General features: G+C 63.4%; 26 protein-coding genes. 9 read left to right on the top strand and 17 right to left on the bottom strand.

Annotated features, from left to right (window positions below):
* Positions 1 to 4: 4 nt before the first annotated feature.
* From CXY91_RS08690 to CXY91_RS08615, 16 genes are all read right to left on the bottom strand, one after another.
* On the bottom strand, positions 5 to 412 hold the full coding sequence (locus CXY91_RS08690; RefSeq protein WP_100960411.1) for a hypothetical protein: 408 nt from the start codon (positions 410 to 412) through the stop codon (positions 5 to 7).
* Positions 405 to 773 (bottom strand): DUF3168 domain-containing protein, encoded by a 369-nt coding sequence (locus CXY91_RS08685; protein WP_158673324.1) that lies wholly within the window; start codon positions 771 to 773, stop codon positions 405 to 407. Before CXY91_RS08685 ends, CXY91_RS08690 begins: the two co-directional genes overlap by 8 nt.
* A gap of 4 nt (positions 774 to 777) precedes the next feature.
* Positions 778 to 2,373, bottom strand: coding sequence for a terminase large subunit (locus CXY91_RS08680; RefSeq protein WP_100960407.1), 1,596 nt, complete (start codon positions 2,371 to 2,373; stop codon positions 778 to 780).
* The gene (locus CXY91_RS08675; protein ID WP_100960405.1) at positions 2,373 to 2,780 is read right to left on the bottom strand and encodes a phage terminase small subunit P27 family; all 408 of its coding nucleotides are present in this window, start codon (positions 2,778 to 2,780) and stop codon (positions 2,373 to 2,375) included. Before CXY91_RS08675 ends, CXY91_RS08680 begins: the two co-directional genes overlap by 1 nt.
* Complete coding sequence (locus tag CXY91_RS08670) at positions 2,777 to 3,112, bottom strand: phage head closure protein (RefSeq protein WP_100960403.1); 336 nt, start codon at positions 3,110 to 3,112, stop codon at positions 2,777 to 2,779. The genes CXY91_RS08675 and CXY91_RS08670 overlap by 4 nt, the downstream gene beginning before the upstream one ends.
* Positions 3,109 to 3,423: a head-tail connector protein gene (locus CXY91_RS08665; protein ID WP_100960402.1), complete on the bottom strand. Its 315-nt coding sequence runs from the start codon at positions 3,421 to 3,423 to the stop codon at positions 3,109 to 3,111. Before CXY91_RS08665 ends, CXY91_RS08670 begins: the two co-directional genes overlap by 4 nt.
* Before the next feature lie 750 nt (positions 3,424 to 4,173).
* Positions 4,174 to 4,557: a hypothetical protein gene (locus CXY91_RS08655; protein WP_100960400.1), complete on the bottom strand. Its 384-nt coding sequence runs from the start codon at positions 4,555 to 4,557 to the stop codon at positions 4,174 to 4,176.
* A 57-nt stretch (positions 4,558 to 4,614) separates the two neighbouring features.
* Positions 4,615 to 5,709: a phage major capsid protein gene (locus tag CXY91_RS08650; RefSeq protein ID WP_100960398.1), complete on the bottom strand. Its 1,095-nt coding sequence runs from the start codon at positions 5,707 to 5,709 to the stop codon at positions 4,615 to 4,617.
* 3 nt (positions 5,710 to 5,712) lie between these two features.
* Complete coding sequence (locus CXY91_RS08645) at positions 5,713 to 6,243, bottom strand: HK97 family phage prohead protease (RefSeq protein WP_100960396.1); 531 nt, start codon at positions 6,241 to 6,243, stop codon at positions 5,713 to 5,715.
* The gene (locus tag CXY91_RS08640) at positions 6,230 to 7,417 is read right to left on the bottom strand and encodes a phage portal protein (protein ID WP_248307403.1); all 1,188 of its coding nucleotides are present in this window, start codon (positions 7,415 to 7,417) and stop codon (positions 6,230 to 6,232) included. Before CXY91_RS08640 ends, CXY91_RS08645 begins: the two co-directional genes overlap by 14 nt.
* A 16-nt stretch (positions 7,418 to 7,433) precedes the next feature.
* Positions 7,434 to 7,952, bottom strand: coding sequence for a hypothetical protein (locus tag CXY91_RS30085; protein WP_158673323.1), 519 nt, complete (start codon positions 7,950 to 7,952; stop codon positions 7,434 to 7,436).
* 140 nt (positions 7,953 to 8,092) lie between these two features.
* Entirely contained in the window at positions 8,093 to 9,136 is a 1,044-nt protein-coding gene (locus CXY91_RS08635) for a hypothetical protein (protein ID WP_158673322.1), read from the bottom strand.
* 183 nt (positions 9,137 to 9,319) lie between these two features.
* Positions 9,320 to 10,603: an AAA family ATPase gene (locus tag CXY91_RS08630; protein WP_100960390.1), complete on the bottom strand. Its 1,284-nt coding sequence runs from the start codon at positions 10,601 to 10,603 to the stop codon at positions 9,320 to 9,322.
* Positions 10,587 to 10,841 (bottom strand): hypothetical protein, encoded by a 255-nt coding sequence (locus CXY91_RS08625; protein WP_100960388.1) that lies wholly within the window; start codon positions 10,839 to 10,841, stop codon positions 10,587 to 10,589. The genes CXY91_RS08630 and CXY91_RS08625 overlap by 17 nt, the downstream gene beginning before the upstream one ends.
* 67 nt (positions 10,842 to 10,908) lie before the next feature.
* The gene (locus tag CXY91_RS31225; protein ID WP_349236582.1) at positions 10,909 to 11,244 is read right to left on the bottom strand and encodes a helix-turn-helix transcriptional regulator; all 336 of its coding nucleotides are present in this window, start codon (positions 11,242 to 11,244) and stop codon (positions 10,909 to 10,911) included.
* A gap of 371 nt (positions 11,245 to 11,615) precedes the next feature.
* Positions 11,616 to 11,810, bottom strand: coding sequence for a hypothetical protein (locus CXY91_RS08615; RefSeq protein WP_091828920.1), 195 nt, complete (start codon positions 11,808 to 11,810; stop codon positions 11,616 to 11,618).
* Between the two features lie 244 nt (positions 11,811 to 12,054).
* Between CXY91_RS08615 and CXY91_RS08610 the strand changes: the two genes are divergently transcribed.
* The 4 genes from CXY91_RS08610 to CXY91_RS08595 all read left to right on the top strand — a co-directional run bounded on the left by CXY91_RS08610 (position 12,055) and on the right by CXY91_RS08595 (position 13,710).
* Positions 12,055 to 12,417 carry a carboxymuconolactone decarboxylase family protein gene (locus CXY91_RS08610; protein WP_100960386.1) on the top strand — a complete coding sequence of 121 codons (363 nt, stop codon included), beginning with the start codon at positions 12,055 to 12,057 and terminating at the stop codon, positions 12,415 to 12,417.
* Positions 12,418 to 12,566: 149 nt separating this feature from the next.
* Positions 12,567 to 12,785 (top strand): DUF2934 domain-containing protein, encoded by a 219-nt coding sequence (locus CXY91_RS08605; RefSeq protein WP_091828927.1) that lies wholly within the window; start codon positions 12,567 to 12,569, stop codon positions 12,783 to 12,785.
* Between the two features lie 123 nt (positions 12,786 to 12,908).
* Positions 12,909 to 13,205, top strand: coding sequence for a GNAT family N-acetyltransferase (locus tag CXY91_RS08600; RefSeq protein ID WP_100960384.1), 297 nt, complete (start codon positions 12,909 to 12,911; stop codon positions 13,203 to 13,205).
* 76 nt (positions 13,206 to 13,281) lie between these two features.
* On the top strand, positions 13,282 to 13,710 hold the full coding sequence (locus CXY91_RS08595) for an acyl-CoA thioesterase (protein WP_100960382.1): 429 nt from the start codon (positions 13,282 to 13,284) through the stop codon (positions 13,708 to 13,710).
* A gap of 6 nt (positions 13,711 to 13,716) precedes the next feature.
* Here CXY91_RS08595 and CXY91_RS08590 read toward each other — a convergent pair whose 3' ends face one another.
* Positions 13,717 to 14,154 (bottom strand): GFA family protein, encoded by a 438-nt coding sequence (locus CXY91_RS08590; protein WP_100960380.1) that lies wholly within the window; start codon positions 14,152 to 14,154, stop codon positions 13,717 to 13,719.
* 143 nt (positions 14,155 to 14,297) lie between these two features.
* On the opposite strand from CXY91_RS08590, the gene CXY91_RS30080 reads away from it, so the two are divergent.
* The 5 genes from CXY91_RS30080 (at position 14,298) to kdpB (ending at position 20,381) form a co-directional block, all read left to right on the top strand.
* Positions 14,298 to 14,459: a hypothetical protein gene (locus CXY91_RS30080; protein ID WP_158673321.1), complete on the top strand. Its 162-nt coding sequence runs from the start codon at positions 14,298 to 14,300 to the stop codon at positions 14,457 to 14,459.
* Positions 14,460 to 14,595: 136 nt separating this feature from the next.
* On the top strand, positions 14,596 to 16,314 hold the full coding sequence (locus CXY91_RS08585; RefSeq protein WP_100960378.1) for a hypothetical protein: 1,719 nt from the start codon (positions 14,596 to 14,598) through the stop codon (positions 16,312 to 16,314).
* Positions 16,315 to 16,502: 188 nt separating this feature from the next.
* The gene (kdpF, locus tag CXY91_RS31290) at positions 16,503 to 16,589 is read left to right on the top strand and encodes a K(+)-transporting ATPase subunit F (RefSeq protein WP_082613755.1); all 87 of its coding nucleotides are present in this window, start codon (positions 16,503 to 16,505) and stop codon (positions 16,587 to 16,589) included.
* 23 nt (positions 16,590 to 16,612) lie between these two features.
* Complete coding sequence (gene kdpA, locus CXY91_RS08575; RefSeq protein WP_100960375.1) at positions 16,613 to 18,322, top strand: potassium-transporting ATPase subunit KdpA; 1,710 nt, start codon at positions 16,613 to 16,615, stop codon at positions 18,320 to 18,322.
* Positions 18,323 to 18,344: 22 nt separating this feature from the next.
* Entirely contained in the window at positions 18,345 to 20,381 is a 2,037-nt protein-coding gene (gene kdpB / locus CXY91_RS08570; RefSeq protein WP_100960373.1) for a potassium-transporting ATPase subunit KdpB, read from the top strand.
* Positions 20,382 to 20,393 lie beyond the last annotated feature (12 nt).

The raw sequence follows: 20,393 nt of genomic DNA, 5'->3' as shown, positions 1-20,393 counted from the left end.
AATCCTAATCGGAAAGTTGCTTAGCCGCAGCAAAGGCGGCGTTCTGAATATCGGCTTTGATTTTCTTGGCCCGATGATTGATCGTTGGCCAAAACCACTTGCGGGCCGGTTGTTCTTTGCGGCCCCACTCTGTCGAAATCGAGTAGTCGAATTCCGCTTTCGCGCCGTTACGTACCGGCTTTGTGGTGGCGCGCCCGCCTGCCTTGACAAGGAAGACGTCGCCGTAGCGGCCCATCTCCACCCGAACCGAACCGGCTAGGCCGCCCGACACTTTCGGCGACGAGCCCTTGAGGGCGACGGCGACGTTGTTGGCGCTGATCAGCGCCTGAGCGGCAGTGGCGGAGCGAACCTCTATCGGGATCCGCTCCAGCCGGCGTTTGAAGCGCGCGACGCTGGCTGCGCTCTTAGCCATCTAGCAGTGCCTCGAAACGCACCACGGCATGGCTGACCAGCGTGTCTTCCGTGCTGTAGACGGTATCCCGCCATAGCACCTCACCGCCCACCGGCTCGAGCCTATGCAGGGCGTCCTTCACGGCGCCGGCAATATCGCCAACCTCTTTGCGCCCGGGCTTATCGCTGTAGCATTCGACAAGGAACGAGACCGCGGTGGCGTCGGCGCAGTCGGATCCATCCTCGCGGACGAACCACGACGCCATGGCGACATACGGCTGCGGCTGGTTCTCCGGCACGCGATCGTAGATGCGCCCGGCCACCAAGGGCGCGAGCGCAGAAGAGCCGCGCAGGGCCGCCACCACGGCGACCTGCAACGGCAATGAACTATCTGGCATAAATCGACTTCCAATCGTCGGTATCGTAAAGGCTGCCGCCCTCGCCGCCGCCAAGGCTGGCCCGGTATGCTGCCATGCAGGCACTGACCGCACCGTCGATAGACAGCCACTTCTTTGATTTCGTCAGCCGGACCTTGTGGCCGTAGGAGTTGCTCTCAACTTCGCAGTTGGCCATGCAGAAGCGCAGGACCGGGTTGCCGCCGTGTTTGACGCGCCCCGCGATAACCTGGCGTTCCAACTCGGCAATGGCAGGCATCATGGACAGCGCGCCCTGCCGGAACTCGATGGCGTTTAGGCCGTCTTCCTGCAGATTATTGAGCAGGTTCCGCGCCATGGCCGGGTCCATCGCAATCTCGCGAACGTCATAGCGGTCGTGGAGATCGCGAATGTGCTGCTCAACCGCGCGGAAATCGATCACGTTGCCAGGCGTAGCCGTTACATAACCCTTCGCTACCCAGTCTAGATAAGGCGCCTGAGTGGCGTCCTGGCGCTGGCGCAGGTTGTCCTTGGGCACGAAGAACTGCGGCACAAGGATCGTGTCGTCCCCTTCGCGGAAGGCAGCTAACACGACGGAAAGGTCAGTGCTGCTCGACAAGTCGACGCCGAGCCAACACGGCTCGCCCTCTAGCGCATCCATGTCGATCGGGTCGCTACCGCCGTCCCATGTCGCCATATCGACGAAGGGGCTGGCGCTGTGGTCCGGCCAGAAGTTCAGATGGTACTGGCGAAACGCATCCTGTTCGAAGGGGCGGCTCTCAGCCTCGCGCGCCATGGCGCGCAACCCCTTCAGATCGGGATATCCCAGCGCGAGCCCGGGGTTGACGTCATGCCACACGGCTTCGTCGCGCCAGTCTGCGTTAGGGTCCGGCTCAAACAGGACAGGCAGAAACGACGGGTCTACAATCTCGCCAGAGGCCACCTTGCGAGCATAGCTGACAAGGTCGAATGCCAGATTATCCTGACCTCGGCCTGCCGTGGTCGTGATGACGTGAAGCGATTCCGCGGTCTTCGCCAGAGAGGTTTTCAGCGCCTCCCATAGGTCGCGCTTTTTCCAGGCGTGGACTTCGTCCGAGAGCAGGAAGTTGACCGTCCTGCCGTGTTGCGTGGCGCCGTCTGAACTGATGGACTCATACGTGGCGCCTTTTTTCGGGTGCCTGATCTTATGCGTGCCGACCAGAACCTTGAGCTTCGCTGCCACCTCGGGCATGGCGGTTACGATGCCTAGCGCCTCATCGTACGCGATAAGGGCCTGTTTGGCGTCAGCGGCGGCGCTGACCACCTGGCCGTTGGCAATGCGCTCCGGGCCGAACGTGTGAAGCGCGATCAGTGCTGCGCCAGTAGAAGTTTTCCGGGCACCTCGGGGCACCATGGCAAAGACGGTGCGGACCTGCCGCTGGCCATCTGCATCGCGGGGGCCATAGATGCGGCGCACCAAGCGCTCTACCCATGGATCCAACTGATAGGCGCGCCCGGGTAGCCTGGATTTCGGGTGCTTCAGGGCGCGCAAGAACTGTACGGCCCGCTCGCCGTAGCCGAGAGGGTCCGCAATCGGGCTGTCGTCAAACAGCCAAGCGGGTCGTGACATTAAAGGTCTAGCGGATTGTCTTCGTCGTCTTCGTGGACGCCGGCGCGGGAACGAGCCGCGGGGGTAAGGCCAAGCTCTGCTGCCCAACGTCGGGATTCAGCAGTGGCCTCGCGCAAGGTGGCGAACGCCGGGTGGCGTTTAAGCTCACCGCGGGCATTCTCGATGTACTCTTTGCTCTCCGAAATCGCGGCTCGCGCAGCGGCAATATCCGCGGCGGCTTCACAGAAGCGCTCAGCAGCATGCAGGTCTCCCTGCGAAAGAACTCGCCTTTCGACGAGTACGGGCATTACCCTCTTCCATTCTTTCTTCGCTGCGACGGGCCAGTGCTTCGGCGCTGGTGGAACCTTGCGGACGGCGTCAGCGATCGGCTGGGGCGCGGCTTTGCGGCCCCGGGTATGATGGCTCATGTGGCCACTCCCTTCTCGGCAAGTATTTCAAGCCAGGCGCGCTTGCCAGTGGGGTCGGTAATGGCGCGGATGTTCCAAGCCTGGTCCTCACGATCGAGGATGCGCCAAGCGGTATCGACGCGCCGGCTGATGTCGCTGGAACGGACTGTGATGATAGCGGGCTGCTTACCAGCCAGGCGCCCGGCCATGACCTCTTCGCCGCCGCGGAGGAATTTGAACCCGGCAAAGCAGGTGAATTTGGTTGCCCAGCCACCTGAAACGTTCCCGTACTCGTCCTCGATTTCCTCTCTCTCTTGAAAGCGGATTTGATATCGCAACTGCCCTGCCGTCACCGCCCGAAGCTCCAGGCTCGATGATTGACAAGGATTGCGGAGGCGTTGAGCGGGATATCTGAAAGGGCCTCAGGCCCTGCCGTCTCGCGGCGTTCCCACCAATGCGCGGCGATCTGAAGCGCAGCGAGCTTAACGTCAGCCGGCGGGTCGTAATCGTCGGCCGGATCGATGAGGCCCGTTACGTAACCGTTGGCCGCGTCGACTAGGGCTTGCGCTTCCTCGTTCTCCGTATCGTCGGAGATGCGGGTATGCGCCTGAAATTCTGCTAGTGTGATAATGTCCATAATCAAAACTTGCTGAAATGCTGCCATTCATCAGCTTTGAGAATGGCCCAATACGGATTCATCGTGAGCGTTGGGGGCGGCGTGGTCCCTAGCCCCCTAGCGGCGTCGCGACCCACCCCCCGCCCCAAAATGGCACATGTTGCCCGTTTGCAACATGTTTCACGCAACTTTGTTGCTGTTTCACGCAATATTATTGCGATCGACGCGGGTTGCCGAATCCGCCTTCGGACTGGGCTGCCTTGCGCGAGTTGCACGCGACATTCATCGCGCGCCAGTTCGATCGGTCCCAGAAGAGGCGCTGGTCGCCCTTATGCGCGACGTGATGGTCGACCACGTTCGCAGGCTTGCCGCACCCACAGGCGCAGCGCTCGTTGCCAGGCAGGGCAAGGAATGCCCTCGATGCCTTCCGCCAGTTGGAGTCGTAACCACGTGCCGATGCTGATGGCCTAGCGGTCTGTGTCGCCTCGGCTCGAGCCTTAGCGCATGGACATGACTGGCGAGCGGGCACGACGTGTCGACCGCAGGTGCAATACCTCGGTGCTGCTGATGGCATGATAATCCTGAATGAGGTGGCCAGCCGGCAGCGTCCTGCGTACCGACTGGCCGTGCCCGTTACCTAACGCGGTTGGGCAATGAGTCCTTGGCGGGGGAAAGGTGTGCCCGCTGGTGCTCGCGATTGTGGAAGCCTTGACCCGTTAAAGAACTGCTTTGGCGCCCGGGAGGCTGCCTATCTGCTGTCGGACGAACCGCTAAACGCCCTCTTGACCAGGCGCCGAATTACGTAACGGGCTTGTTGGCAGCGTCGCCGAGAACAGCAACCACACCAGCCGCGATGCTCGTGCCGCCGGCCTTAGTCAGCACGACGCGAGCCCAACGCTTGTTGCCTCGGTATCCGAGCTTGTAGGTGGCATCAGCGGCGAGCGTGGCGGGAGCGTTGCTGTCGAACTGACCCGCCGCAACATCAGTGTAGCCACTGCCGGAAACGTCCGATTCCTGAAGCTTGGCAGAGAAGTCGCCGGCTGAGGCAATCGCGCCCGTGTTGACGATGAAGGCGAGGCTGTTGAAGTCCTTGGTGTCAATGGCGTTGCCGTTGACGGAAGCAGCCTGAACGGCCGGCGAGAGCGCGTTGACGGCGCCGATATTGTGCGAAATGTCGCGCATATGAATTCCTTGAATAGGGGGAGCGGGCGGCCGAAGCCGCCCAATTGCAGACTGCGATTACGAGGTCGCGGTCTTGAGCTTACGGAAGCGCGCGGCCTGCAGAATGCGGCCACCAACACGACGGGTGCCGTGGATGCGGACGACGCCGTTACGCTTCTGAGTGTAAGGGTCGACGAGAACGGACAGATTCAGCCGGTCAAGAATCCGATACGAGGACCAATCGCCATAAATTACCGGGAAGGCGCCGTCCGCGATATCCGGCATGTCGACCATCTCGACTACCGGCTTTCCGAGCAGGGTTTCGGGCTGGCCTGCCTGGTAGGATGGCTGCCACAGAAAATTATTCTGCCCGTCCTTGAGCTTTCGGACGGCAGCCAGGGTCGTGCCGTTCATCGCCCAAGCCGCGCCGGATGCGTTCCGATAGGAGGCCGGGAGGGAATACAGAAGGTCGATCAGTTTATCCGCAGACAGATTGGTCGCGTGGCCGTTGACCGTCGCCGCGATGTCCGCGTTCGACATGAAGCCCTCGGGCTGCTTGACGCCCGAACCGCTGACAAAGCCGATTGCCTCCTTCTGACCGAAATCTTCGGCCAGTGCCAGCCGCACTTCCTGCTCAGCCGAGCCGCCGCTGTCCGCCAGAAGCTCTTCCGAGATATCGACAAACGTCGTCAGCTTGTGGACCGGAATCTCGAGTTGGCCAAAGGTGGGCTCGGACGCCTGCGACTCTTCAAGCTCGCCTTCCCACTGCGAGTTCGTGATTGAGTTCCGCTTGGGATAGCGCACAGCCGGGGCAGACGTCGTGCGGACGCTCGCATACTGGCGGATAGGTGAGAATTCGACAAGGTTTCGAATGAACTCGGCGTTCATCTCGACGGGCGCGAGATAGCCAGCGCCCGGATCGCTGGAGACGGTCAGGGTCTTGACCTCCGGAGCAGCGTCGCCGCGGTGGAGGTATTCGGCGAAGGCCTTCTGCTCGTCGGTCGTCTCGTCCTTCGAGCCCTTGTTCAGGTTCGGGCGGGCGATCTGGGCCTCCATAGCATCAAGGCGGGCCTTCACGTCGTCGGTCAGGCCCGCGAGCGCGCCCTTGACTTCTTCAATGCCGGTGTCGTCCGACTTGGTTTCGAGGTCGGCAGGAATTTTATCGATAAACAATGGTTAGTCCTTGAAAGTAGCGCGGGCCGAGTTGATTGCTTCGACCAGAGCGCGGAAAGAATTGTTGTTGGATTTGACGCCGCTAATCACGGCGTCTTCGTTCATCGGGAATGTCACAAGCGACGCTTCCCTAAGCTCGACCTCGTGCAGACGGCGAACGCCGCTCTTGCGATCGACTTCGTCTCGGATCGTCTTGAAGCCGATCGAGAGGGCTAGCTGATCAGCCTTCATGAGCGCATGGGCCTCACGACCGCGCGCCGTCTCAAGCAGGAGTTGCCCCTCTGCCTTCAGGCCGTGTCCGTCTTCGGTGAGCGATTTCCAGACGCCAATCGGCTCGTCTGTATTATGCTGCCAAAGCAACTTTACCCGACCAGCCGGGTATTTCTGCAGGCTCTTCGTGAATGCTCCCGGCATCAAGACGTCTCCGCCGCGATCGGTGTTGCCGAAAGTGCTTGCGTAGCCAACAAAAAATCCGTCAGGAGTGACGGATTTAGTGTCGAGATCGATTGTCGCGCCTGTATTAAGCTGCGGCATCTTTATCCTTTGGTTCGTTTGAGTTCACCGGTTTGCCGGGTGTGGTGTACGGGTTCTGAAGCTCGTCGCCGCCTGGCAGCGCGGGCATCGACTCCAGCCGCCGGACGTCGTTCGCGGTGAACGCGCCCATCGATCGGAACTTGGCGTAAGCCTCGGCCCGGGTCGCGGTGTCGGCGCGCAAGATGTCGTCGACCACGAATTCAAAGCTATATTCGCTGCGCTCTTCCTTGGTCAGGAGAGTGCGGCGATAAGCATCCGTCCAAGCCTTGAGCCAGGGCAATAGGCAAAGCTGCAAGAACTGCAGGGCCTGCTGTTCCGTGTTTGCAAACGTGCCGTGGCTTAGCTCTTGGAGCATCGTCACGGGTACGCGTGTCAGGCGTGCAATTTCGCCGATTGCGAAGTTGCGCTGTTCGAGATGCTGGCTGTCGACCGAAGTGAACGCTGCCGGGGTGTACTTAGCGTCATTATCGACGATAGCCACCGAGCCGACGTTGTCGCCGCCCTGCGTCGTGTTCCACATTTCCAGAATGTGCTTAGCCGCAGCGGGCTTGAGTTGCCCGTTCACCGACAGGAGCCCGCCCGGTTTGCTGTTGTTGCGGAACAGCCTGGCGGACTGACGCTCCAAGAGGATGGCCAGCCCAATCGCGTCCTTGCCGGAGCGCAGCAGACCGAGCCCGGTCTTGCCGTCGATCGATGGCGCCTGGAGGTGGATGATGCTGTCGGGTTTGTAGCGCTTTTCGCCAACCAAGTAGCGGGGCTCACCCGTGTCGAGCCATTCAACCGTCACGTCGGAACGTTTCAGCCGAAGGACTTCCACCGGCCGGTTGCGGACCTTTGTGACGAAGCCGAAGCCGTCGCCGTGAAGCAGCGCATCCATTGTGATGGCTTCGCGGACGTCGCCGGCTGACTGCCAGTCGTTTGCGTCACGATGCACGAGAGGCGCGGCAGGGTGATCGTCAGCGACTTCCTTGCCGTCGTTGGCCCTGCGATAGAGTTTGCAGGGCAACAGACCGATGCTCGAGGTGACGAGCGTCACCGCACAATTCACCGATGGTGAAGCCATTGCGGTTTCCGCATTGACGGCAACGCCCGACGCGGATGGAAGCGAGCCGGCTAGAAGCGCGGCCCAGCTTTCGCTGTCGGGGTCGGTCAGTTCGCCCTTGGTTTCCGACACTGCGTCGGATTTTCGACTAAACGGCCACCAATTCACTGCGTAGCTTTCCGAGAACTTCGGCGCAGAACCGGCCGATGGGGATTGTGATCAGGGTTTTGTCGCCGGGCTGCGGCGCAACCGTCGTGATCCATGAGGACTTCGACGAAACCGAACTGGCCGGGGTGATCAGCAGTGCGTGCTCTGGGGGCGGCGCCTGGAGATTGTCGAAGGCGCGCGCCAAGGCTGTCAGCCACGTCTGACCGGCCTGCTCTAGCTCCCAAGCAATGCGTAAGACGCAGATGTCACGGGCAGAGAAAACACGCGCACCGCCCCTACGCTCCGAAAAGAGAACGTCGGCGCTACGCATCCGAATAATCAAAGTATCGAGGTTCTTGGGGTGCAGGCCGCAACATCGCGCGGCTGCATCGCGTCTATAGACGCGGTCGCCCCAATGCGAGGCATGCATTGGAATAGTATCCAGTTGAAGGTTTTTTGGCTGAAATAACAGGGCGAGCGCGCCTGAACCCGATAGACACCAGGCGCGCTCAAGCCCCATCGAACAGCGCCATCCCGGCGCCGCACGATCAGAATAAAAAAGACCCGTTGGCATGAAACAGCGGGTCAGTAGAGGCAGTCGGAACGGAGAAGAACTATCCGCCTCTACCTATAAGGGTCGCACCCTGCAAAAAAGGGACTTCAAGCCGCTATTGCTTGCTGCCGCGCCCCATCCTCTTCGGCGAATTGCTTCACGGCACTCTCAAATTCTGCACAAGCTTCGATCAGCTTTTGCTTGCCGACGCGCTCCGCGTTCTTTCCTGATTTGCCGAATACCTCGCCGATGTTAGCCAGGTTCGCTGCACGAAGCGCAAAGTCTAGAACGATGACTGCTTCTGCCGACATCACCTTAAGAAGGCGCGGCAGAAACCGCTGCGAGTCTATGACCTCGTCCGGCGGGATGACGTACCCTGCCGGTGGCCGCTTGCCCTTGCGCGGGCGATAGCGACCGTCCGCGTTCCGCGGTTCGGTACGCACCACGACCTTGTCGCTGTTCTTGGTCCGGTGCAGGATTCCGACGATGCTCCCGCTACGAACCTTCGCGCCGTAGCGCCTGCCGCGGTCAATGGACTCGGTCGGGTTGAGGTTGCGTCCGAGTATGTCCGCGAGGTCGTCAGCCCGGTCCTCTGGATCGTCGATATCATCTTCACGTTCGGTCGGGCGCTTGACGCCGCCTATCACTTCCACCTTGTCGGCGTCGGCCACCGGCAGGGGCTTCGGCTCTTCGTCATCGTTGGCCGCGATCGGCTCGCCGGCAATGATGAGCGCACCGCAACGGATGAGACGCCCGGCCGCATCATACTCAATCTGTCCGTCGGCCGGAACGAGCCGACCGCCTACCTGCTTCCACCGCACGCCATAGGAAGCGGCTAGAATAAGCGTCTCCTCGGAGAAGTCTTTCGGCAGGCTAGCCTCCGCGTTGGTCGGCGCAGCGGAGTCGCCGGGCGCCAGCATCCAGTTGCTTCCCACCGAGCCGGCTTCTGTCGCCTCGCGTAGGCGCTTCCAGTCCATCAGCGGGGCAAACGCTTCCTGCCATGCGCGGTGGCGCGGGCTCGTTGAGTGCGCGCGCCGTGGTGCAGGCTCGTTGTCGTTGTCAGCGTCCGTGGCACGCAGGTCTTCTAGTATCCGACGGTACTCGGTCGTGTCGTTCGGGTCTTCGGGGGCGGTGATGTAGGTGGCAGTCACTTTGGTTGCTCCGTTCTCTGAAATGATGGCGCCCGTGGCGCTCTTGGTTTTTGGCAGGGCTGGGACGCCGGCGGGGCTTCCAGCCCCTGCCAGGGTGTTCCACCCTGCGGGGGGTATAAGGGGGGTGGAAGCACACCCCCCTGGTAGAGGGGTGGAAGGGGGGTGGAAGGTGGGGTGGAACACCTAGTCCTCCCCGCCGAAATCGTCGGCTGAAACGAGAAGCTGCTGCCTCCGTTTGGACGGCGGCCCGTACTTCGCAACCTTCAGTGTGCTGTCAGTGAGGAGCCGATGCATGGCTTTTTCAAGCGTCCGCTCGTCATATGGAGCGGCGTCAGTGCGAGCGGCCAAAACCTTCGGCGCGAAGTTCACGCCCTTGGTTGGCGCCACCACCTGACCGGAACGTGTGACCGCTCTTAGGAGGCGGATAAAGGCCTCGTCCTGCGCCTTATTCACGAAGGTGATTTCGGCAGCCGGGAGCCCATCGTCCAGCACGAAAGCGCCAGCGCGCCAACGCAGCTTCATCTCGTCGCCGACTGCGCCGTAGTTGGCTTTCATCGTCTTCAGGATGCGTATATCTGGGTCGACGTCCTTGCCATCCGGCCGGGTGAGATAGATCCGACTCCGTACCGAGTTATTCCAGGCCGTTGAACCGGACGTGCCAGAGCCCGTTTGCATGCCTGACACCGATGGATGCGAGAGTAGCACAACCGCGCAGTTCCATTTGATGGCCAACCCGCGGAGCATCGCGACGAACTGCCGGACCTGACCGCGCTTGATCTCGTCACCGCCAAACAGGTCGGCGCTTGTGTCTAAGATGACGAGCCCCGGCTGGTGGCGGGCAATGTGATTGTCGAGGCTGGTGAAATTGCTGGTCGGCTGCATGACGCCCTTCGGGTCCGGCGTCGCCAGCAAGGCGTCACGATCGGCCAAGGGGATCAGCCGGAAGTCAGCAAGATCGGCTAGCGTGCGGTCATGCGCCGCGACGATGTCGGCAAGTCGGCGGTGAAACTCGTCTGCCTCATCTTCCGCACCGAGATAGACGACGCCGCACCGAGCCGGGTTTAGTCCCAGCGTCTCAACACCAAGGCAAGCCGCGGCAGCAATCTGGACGCCAAGTAAGCTCTTGCCCACACCGCCATCACCGGCAAGCATCGTCACCTGACGGGTTGGGATAAGGCCGTCTATGAACCACTCACGCTCTGGCACTGGCAGACCATGCCAGTCTGCCGGGCAGATGACAGGAAGCGGCGCCCCCTTCGGTCCTGCTGGGTCGTTGTCGTTGTCGGCTTTGGGACGGGCGGCTAGTTCCGCCTCGCGGGTTTCGAACTCGAGTTCAAGTTCCTGCCGCTCGTCACGAAGGATGGCGGTTCGGACTGCCACGTATTCGGAGACGATGGCCTCAATCTGCTCGGGTGTTTCATCGCCGCCAAACACTAGGCTAGGCGCCGACTCAGTTGCGATGTTCAAAGCGCGGCTCCGGCCGGTTCATGCGATCGACGGCGGCAGCGGTGATGCGCGACGCAACTTCAGGATGGAAGGTGACAGACCGGCGGCTCCCCATCGTCGGGGCGATGGTTCGGAATTGGCCCTGGTCGTTCTGAATCAGTTTGAGGCCGCATAGCCGCAGCCCGTCCATTACTTCGATATCGAAATGCGCGAGCGCGCTGCCGCGGCCGTCCTGCGGCCACCATGAAATGATTTGCACTATATCCCCTCCAAGGGACTTTGCTGTGGTTGTGGAATGGTTAGCGCCCATGCGGGCGCTGATTTGGTCAGGCCGCAGCCCTCACGGCCTCAGGCAGTGCCTTGGCCCAAGATAGAACGTCCGCTTCAATCCATCGGACGCAGCCAGGCGAAAGCGCGCGCGGTCGAGGGAACGTGCCCGCGTCCATGCGCCGGTAAATCGTCGAGGTGCCCAGCCCAGCTATGGCTTTAACCTCGGTGAGACGCAGCAGGCGAAGGGGGCGATTATCGTTGTCTGCCAGCAAGGGTAGCTCCTCCCAAAAATAAATCCCCGGATGGGGTTGACTAATGCGTTTGATGTCGACACAATGCCCTATGAACGGACAGGCTTTATAGGTCCGTCTAGAATCGGGTATTATGCACACTTTTGACGAAAAGTCAAGCCCCTTTCTTTCCCGACCCTTCCCGAATGTTGCCCGTCATACCCGCATCGGAGCCGGGTACATTGTCGGGTACATTTTATTTTCTGGTTATTTTTAGCCGTTGTCTTTCAACGGCTTAGGTAAATTAGGTGGACGGACACCCCTTCCGCCATTTATCCTTAGAGCCCGACGCGCCGATCTCCTGTTTTGCCGCGGGAGGCGGGGAACGCGAAGCGCGAGTCTGAAGCCAGCAGAGATCGCGGTCTGGCTGTCTGAAACGCAGCTCTGTCTGCACAATGCAAAGGCGGCGCTTCGGCGCCGCCTTGTTCGTCTAGTCGGGTGGTTTTGTTGCTGGACGAGCGAGGCAGACCTCCTCAGCAGGCCCGGCATTCGAAGGGCTGAACCTGCGCCCGGCCCTGCAGGATGACGATCCGCTCGGCTGCGCCGCCAGGCCTGACCCGGATCACCCCCTCATCCTCGCATTCGTCGAGGAAATAGGCGGGGAGTCCGGCACGCAGGGCCTTTTCGACCGATTGCTTGCGGAATTGCTTCAGCTTCTCTTGGTTCATGGCGAGCTCCGCTTCACAGGAGGCGATGGCACCCTTTCATCGGGATTTGGGGTGAGGTTCGCTTTCTTCAAGCATGCGCATGGCGCCCACCCGCGCAGAACACGCGCCAGCCCTGTCTCACGACGGAAGCGCAAGACGCGCTCCGCGCTACGATGTCCGCCCGTTGCTGGCGCGTACCGGCCCCTCTGCCTAACAATCGTGGCCGGCCGATCACCGGGCCGATCTCACGACGGAGGGCAGTGCCATGCTGGACTGGACCACTTATCGCACCGAGCTGAAGGGCCGCGTCGGTGATTTCGGCAAGGCTGCCCCCGACGCGCTTCGCGGCTATGTCGCGCTGGCCGGCGGGGCGGCCAAGACCACGCATCTCGACGCTCGCACGCGCGAACTGATCTCGCTCGCCGTCGCCGTCACCACGCGCTGCGACGGCTGCATCACCACCCATGTCGATGCGGCGATCAAGGCCGGGGTCAGCCGCGAGGAGATCGCCGAGGCGCTCGGCGTCGCGATCGCGATGAATGCGGGCGCAGCGCTGGTCTATTCCGCGCGCACGCTCGACTGCTTCGAGCAGATGACGACCCCTGCCCCGGCGGCGGCGGCCGAATAACGCCGGCTTCGCCCGAAGGAGCCGTCACCTGCCTCCGAAAGGGCTCATGCGAGCGCCATATTGCCGTGGCAAGATAGCTTTGGAAGCGCGGAACGCCCCATGGCGTTCCATCGTTTCCTTATCGACCGCAACGGAACCAGGAGGACGAGATGAGTCATACTGGCAAGGCCGAGCGCGAGATCCGCAAGATCGCCTATGCGCTCTGGATGGAAGAAGGGCAGCCGGATGGCCGCGATCACGAGCACTGGGAAGCGGCCAAGGCGATCTGGACCTTCCGCAACCGCAGCGAAGAGACTGTCGATCGCGGTGCTGAGGACGAGCTCAAGGCCGAGCGCGCCCGCCGCCGCGAGCAGGAATTGCTGTCCTGACCCAAGCCCTGCGGGGCTGGGGTTCGTCCGCAGCCCTGCCATTCGCTTTCCGCATGATCGCACGGACGACAAGCGGTCGCGACGCGCCCACATTGTGGTCGAAGGTGTTTGCGGAGGCGAGGCATGTCGCAGCATGGGGAGGCTGACCGGGCCGAGGTCGTCGAACGGCCCGAGACCGGGCGTTTCGAGCTTGATTTTCCCGGCGGACAGGCCTTCGCGGTCTATCGTAGCGAAGGCGACCGGATCGTCGTGACGCATACCGAGGTGCCGGCGGCGTTCAACGGGCGCGGAATCGGCTCGCAACTGGCCGAGGGCATCTTCAGGATCGCCCGTGCCAGCGGACGGCGCGTGGTGCCGCGCTGCTCTTTCGTCGTCGCCTGGGCGCATCGCCATCCTGACTACCGCGACGTGCTCGCTTGAGGGGCCCTCGCCGCTCTCAGCTTGCCTCGCGCCGGCCGATCGCGTTTGAAGGCTCCGTCACGAAAAGGGGCCTGCCATGCCGGACGATCTCGCCATCACCGATTTTCCGCTGCGGGCGCGAGACAAGCTCCGCTATGGCGACACCGACCGTCAGGGCCACGTCAACAACGCGGTGTTCTCGACTTTTCTGGAAACCGGACGGGTCGAGCTGATCTATGGCCAGGCCGGTCGGCTGGCCGAGCCGGGAACGGCCTTCGTTCTCGCGCGACTTGAGCTGGATTTCCGGGCGGAGCTGCTGTGGCCGGGCGAGGTCGAGATCGGCACGCGCGTCGCGTCCGTCGGCCGCAGCTCGGTCCGGCTCGAGCAGGCGATCTTCCAGGGCGAGCGCTGCGTCGCCAGCGGGCTTTCCGTGATCGTCCAGATGGACGAAGCGACGCGCAAGGCGCGGCCGTTCTCGGATGCTGTGCGAGAGCAGCTAGAACGACTGGCCGCGCCTGCTGCCTGACCGGCGTCACTCTTTCGGCCAGCCGACCAGCTCGGTCGGCGTCCAGCGCGCTATTCTACGCTCGCGCCGTCCCTCCAGCGTCTCCCCGCTGAAGTCGCGTGGCTCGGCAGGTCGGGTGAAACGGGCGCGTTCGTCGAGCGCATCGATGTTGATCGTGCTCCAGGCCTTGCCGGCCTCGGTCATCAGCATGGCGACGTAGACGCCGCAGCGGCGGCAGAGGACGACCTCGGACGCGCTGAGGCCGAAGCGATACCGCTGGAGTTCGATCGGCTCGCGCAAGACGAGCCGGGCCTGTGCTTTGGGGTCGGAGACAGTCCGGGCACTGTGCTTGCGGCAGAAGGAGCACTGGCAGGCGCCGACAACTTCCTCCTCGGGCGGGCGCGGCAGCGTCAATTCGAGCCCGATCGCGCCGCAATGACAGGCGCCGTTCAAGCGATGCGTCATGCGGCCTCCTTCTTGCGCACCGTCATATCACAGCAATCATAGGCTGCGATAAAACCCATCAAAACTACTGATTTGATGCCGCATCAAATAGGGGGAACGGAATCGCTCCCGCCGCGTTCGAAGCCAAAATGCGGGAGGACATCATGAACAGCCTTGTTGCGGCGTCGGCGCTGTTCCTGGCCGGCGGCTTGTCTGTGGTGACCATGGGGGCCGCGCCCCTGCAGGGTGTTCTCAACGATTTCTTCTGGGCGGGCCTGGCGCTATCGGGCTTTCTCGCCATCGTGGGGCTGGAAGCGGCCAGCTGATCGACAAGGCTTCCAGCCCTCGCGCCCTTCATTTCCTGAACTAGGCCGGCTCGATTGGCGTCGGGTTTGAACGCGGCGTGCAATGCGCCGCGTTCTCGTTATGGTTGTGGCGGACTCTGTTGGAGGGCCGCACAGCATGGCAACCGAAGCGCATGTGCTTTTCAATGCGGCCTTGCCGACCATCAAGGACATCAATGCCGAGCTGAGGGGCCTCGGTTTTCCCGTCAGGCTTCAACACGGAAACGGCCCTCTCACCGACCACGGCGGCTTCCTTCCGGCAACACTTCGGCGGCAGCAGTCCGGATGCGAGTTCGATGTCCGCAGTGGCCCCGATGCTGCCGACGATCTCGGTCCTCCGGACGCTGCGAAGCCGTTCTCATGCTGCGTCAGCCTGCGTTGGGCGAGCGATGAGGATGAGGCCGGTGTCGGCCTCTGCCTCGCGGCCGCCCTGGCCAAGCTGACGAAAGGCATCGTGCTCGAAGAGGCATCGGGCGAATGGCAGTACGCCGGCACGGCAGTCGACCATGCCAGGCGGCATCTGAAGGCGGCGGGCGGAAAGCGTGGTCCTGCTGAACCGGGAACGCGTCCGGCGGATATCAAGCGGCATCTGAAGAGCCTCCTGGCCGAACGGGATGACCTCATCCTCGTCGGCCAGCATCTCTTGATCAGGCCTGTGCGGCACGTCTTGCGCGGCGCATTGTTCGATAGCATAGGGGAACGGACCCGTTTTCGTCTCTGGCGTTACCTCAATCCGCTCTATGAGCACCCGGGTTCAGTCGGTTACGACCAGTCGATCCATAGCCCGCTTTGGGACGTCACCGCCGCGCGCTTCCTGCCGCTGCTAATGAACTCACTTCAGCACGACATCTTTGCCGAGCTGGGAACACTCACGACGCTAGAAGGCCTGGCTCGGCGGTTGGAGGGGGACCGAGACAAAATTTCCCCGTATGTCGTCGCTTTGCTGTTGGCAGGGCGCGCCCAAACGGCCAGTGCGGTCATGGATCAACTCGAGGGGCGCGATCCGATCTGGAAGCGCTGGCTGGCTAAGGAACGGCAACTCCTCGAACGAGATATCAAGGCAATCTGCGCGGAGTTCCATGAACGCGAGGAGCGAACCGTCCGGGAGCTCAAAATCGCGTCGATCTGGGAGCCGTCTCCATTTCCCATCGAGTTGCCGGAACACGAGCGCGAAAGCGTGGCGGAGCCGCAATTCCAAGCAGGCCCTTGGCCTGTTACGCCGGACGGCCTGCTGGCATCGATGCCCGAGCAGAATGGCCAGCTCAGCTTCAGCAAGGAGTATATCTTTCGCAGTTTCCGCCCAGTCCTGCTGGAGCCGATGACGATCGAGGCCGGGCAGCGGGCCTACCAAGCCAATGAAAAGCTGATCGCGGCGCAACGCCTACCAGATGGGAAGCTTCTGCTCAGCATCATCGACCCTCAGCGTGCGCATCAGAGCCGCATCGACCAGGCGCCGCCGGGCGCCGATCCGATCGGGTATCACTCGCGTTTCCTTCTTTATGGCAGCGAGCGCCTGGCTGAGATTTCGCTTCATCGTCGATCGCTGTCCGAGGAGCCGCTCTCGATCAGTTCGATCGATGTCCGGACGACGGATCGCCGGCAGCACATTTGGCGCTGCAACTACAACCACGAGCAGGCCTATGGGATCGTGTTCGATCATCGCGGCGCACCGAGAGACGGCGTCAGATTCGAACTGCCATCAGATATCCTTGCCGCACTGGTGCTCGACCATCCCGTGCCAGGCGCGCCCGACGACATCATTCGCCGCACGCGACTGCTCCTCGACGGCATGGGCTATGGCGAACTCGATCTCGATCTGCCCTTCGAAAGATCCTGATCTTTACGCGGCCCTTATGCCCCCGCCTGCCCTTCCCGCTCGACCGCTTAGCAGGGGCTGCACCACATCTCCGGTCTGAAACCCAGGCTGGAGATCCGTCATGGCCGATATCGTCTTTCTCGCGCTCGGAGCCGGGGCCTTCGCGCTCTTCGGCTGGTACGCAGCGCTGCTGCGCAAGGTCTGACGCCATGGGCCTGACCTTGCTCTATGCCGCCGCGGCCTTCGGGCTCGCGATATACATGGTCGCCGCGCTGCTGCGCCCCGACCGCTTCTGAACAACACAAAAAGGAGACCTCGCATGGACTGGCGGGGCTGGGCTGAGATCGCCTTCACGATCGCGCTGACGGTGGCCGTGGGCTGGCCGCTCGGCATCTATATGGCGCGCGTCTGGGCGCGCGAGCGTACGCCGCTCGACCTGGTGCTGAAGCCGGTCGAGGCAAGCTTCTACGCCGCACTCGGCATCGACAAGAACAGGGAGCAGAACTGGCTCGGCTATGCCGGTGCCGTGCTCGCCTTCAGCGTGGCCGGCTTCGTGCTGCTCTATGGCCTCCTGCGACTGCAGGGCTTCCTGCCGTTGAACCCGCAGGGCTTCGACGGCCTGTCACCGCATCTCGCCTTCAACACCGCGGTCAGCTTCGTCACCAACACGAACTGGCAGTCCTATGGTGGCGAGACGACGATGAGCAGCCTCAGCCAGATGGCCGGCCTGACGGTGCAGAACTTCGTCTCGGCCGGCGCCGGCCTCGCCGTCGCAGCGGCCGTGGCGCGCGCCTTCGCCGCCGACCGCGGCGAAACGCTCGGTAATTTCTGGGTCGATCTGACCCGCTCCGTTCTCTACGTGCTGCTGCCGCTCTCGATCGTCACCGCGCTGGCGCTCGTCGCTGCCGGCGTGCCGCAGAGCCTGCTCGCCAATGTCACGGCCAAGACGCTGGAAGGCGCCGACCAGATCATCGCCCTTTTCCCGGTCGCCAGCCAGGAAGCGATCAAGCAGTGGGGCACCAATGGCGGCGGCCTGTTCAACGTCAACTCGGCCCATCCGCTCGAGAACCCCACGCCGCTGACCAACCTGATCGAGGTCGTCTCGCTGAACGCGCTCGCTTTCGGCACGGTCGTCGCGTTCGGACGTGTCGCCAGCGCCCGCAAGGAAGCGCGTGCCCTGCTCTCGGCGATGGTGATCCTCGTCGGCCTCGGCGCCGCTGCGATCTACTCCTCCGAGACGCTGACGCCGCAGCCTGCGATGATCGCTGCCGGCATCACCGATGCGCCCGCCAACATGGAAGGCAAGGAGGTTCGCTTCGGCGCTGCCGCCTCGTCGATCTGGGCGGCGCAGACCACCGGCGCCTCGAACGGCTCGGTCAACGCCATGCACGGCTCGTTCATGCCGCTCGGCGGCGGCGTCGCCATGTTCCTGATCCAGCTCGGCGAGATCCTGCCCGGCGGCGTCGGCTCCGGCCTCTACGGCATGGTGGTGATGGCGCTGCTCGCCGTCTTCGTCGCTGGCCTGATGGTCGGACGCACGCCGGAATATCTCGGCAAGAAGGTCGAGGCCCGCGAAATCAAGTTCGCCATGCTGGCGGTGCTGATCCTGCCGCTCGCGATCCTCGGCTTCTCGGCCATCGCAGCGGTGCTGCCGGTCGCGCTCGAGGGGCTGCTGAACAAGGGACCACGCGGGCTCACCGAGATCCTCTACGCCTATTCCTCGGCGGCGGGGAACAACGGCTCGGCCTTCGCGGGGCTCACCGCCAACGCGCCCTGGTGGAACACCACGCTCGGCATCGCAATGCTGCTCGGCCGCTTCGCCTACATGGTTCCGGTGATCGCCATGGCCGGCGCCATCGCCGCCAAGCCGAAGCTCGCGCCGACCGCCGGCACGCTGCCGAGCGACAGCCCGCTCTTCGTCGGCCTGCTCATCGGCATCATCCTGATCCTGGGCGGCCTGCAATTCTTCCCTGCGCTCGCGCTTGGGCCGATCGTCGAGCACTTCCAGGTGCTTGCGGCCAATCGTTGAGCCGACAAAGGAACTCCGTCAAATGAGTGTCTCACTCGCCAAATCCAGCGCCTTCAGCCAGGCCATCGTGCTGACCGCGCTGAAGAGTGCCGTCATCAAGCTCGACCCGCGCCGGCTGACCGGCAATCCGGTCATCCTCGCCACCGAGGTCGTCGCCGCGCTCGCGACCGTGTCGGCGGTCGTCGCCATCGCCAATGGCCAGCCCGCCGCCTTCCCGCTCCAGATCGCGATCTGGCTCTGGCTCACCGTCGTCTTTGCCAACTTCGCCGAGGCTATCGCCGAAGGGCGCGGCAAGGCGGCGGCGGATTCGTTGCGTGCCACCCGCGTCACCACCAAGGCCAAGCTGATCATCGACGCCGAGCGCAATGCGATGATCCCGACGCCGGCTCACGAACTCGCGCCTGATGACATAGTCCTCGTCGAGGCCGGCGACGTCATTCCTGCCGATGGCGAGATCATCGAGGGCGTAGCCTCGGTCAACGAAGCCGCGATCACCGGCGAATCCGCCCCGGTGATCCGCGAGAGCGGCGGCGACCGCTCGGCCGTCACTGGCGGCACCACCGTCGTCTCCGACTGGATCAAGGTCCGCGTGACCTCGCGGCCGGGCTCCTCCTTCCTCGATCGGATGATCGCGATGGTCGAGGGCGCCGACCGGCGCAAGACCCCGAACGAGCTGGCGCTCGCCGTGCTGCTCGCCGGGCTGACGCTGGTCTTCCTGATCGCGGTCGTTACCCTGACAGGGCTTGGCGCCTTTTCGGGGGTCTCGCTCGATCCGATGGTCCTGGGCGCGCTCTTCATCACGCTGATCCCGACCACGATCGGCGGCCTGCTCAGCGCCGTCGGCATCGCCGGGATGGATCGGCTTCTGAAAGTGAATGTCCTGGCGACCTCAGGCAGGGCCGTCGAGGCCGCCGGCGACGTCGATACGCTGCTGCTCGACAAGACCGGCACCATCACCTTCGGCAACCGCATGGCGGTCGAGGTCATCCCGGTTCCCGGCGTGCGTCCGGACGCGGCGCTGCGCGCTGCGCTGATGGCCTCGCTCGCCGACGAGACGCCGGAAGGCCGCTCCATCGTCGAGCTCGCGCGCAATCAGGGCGTCACCGCTGAAGTCCCGGCGGGGGCGACCACGATCCCGTTCAGCGCCACCACCCGCCAGTCGGGCCTCGACCTCGACGGCAAATCCTGGCGCAAGGGCGCGGTCGACGCGGTGATCAAGACGCTCGACCTCGTCGAGAGCCAGGTGCCGGCGGAACTGCGCCAGGCGGTCGACGGCATCGCCCGCTCGGGTGGCACGCCGCTCGCCGTCAGCGAGAACGGTGCGCTGGTCGGCGTCATCCATCTCAAGGACGTGGTCAAGCCCGGCGTGAAGGAACGCTTCGCGGATCTCCGCCGCATGGGTGTGCGCACGGTGATGATCACCGGCGACAACCCCGTCACCGCCGCGGCGATCGCCTCCGAGGCCGGTGTCGACGACTTCCTCGCCGAGGCGACGCCGGAGGACAAGCTGCGGATCATCCGCACCGAGCAGGCCAAGGGCCGCCTCGTCGCCATGTGCGGCGACGGCGCCAACGACGCCCCTGCCCTTGCCCAGGCCGATGTCGGCGTCGCCATGCAGACCGGCGCGCAGGCGGCGCGCGAGGCCGGCAACATGGTCGATCTCGACAGCGACCCGACCAAGGTCCTGGAGATCGTCGAGGTCGGCAAGCAGCTGCTGATCACGCGCGGCGCGCTCACCACCTTCTCGATCGCCAACGACGTCGCGAAGTATTTCGCCATCATCCCGGCGCTGTTCGTCGTCTCGCTGCCGGCTCTGGGCGCGCTCAACATCATGGGCCTTGCGAGCCCGCAGAGCGCCATCCTTTCGGCGGTGATCTTCAATGCTCTCGTCATCGTCGCGCTGATTCCGCTGGCCCTGCGCGGCGTGCGCTACCGGGCGATCGGCGCGGCCAAGCTGCTCTCGCGCAATCTCACCCTCTACGGCGTCGGCGGGCTGATCGCGCCGTTCGTCGGCATCAAGCTGATCGATCTCATCGTCGCGGCCTTCGGGCTCGCGTGATGGTCAGAACAG

Source organism: Allobosea sp. FBZP-16, from assembly GCF_002831785.1.
Taxonomy (GTDB): domain Bacteria; phylum Pseudomonadota; class Alphaproteobacteria; order Rhizobiales; family Beijerinckiaceae; genus Allobosea; species Allobosea lupini.
The sequence above is the reverse complement of the archived record's forward strand: the minus strand, read 5'-3'. Positions and strand labels throughout refer to the sequence as shown.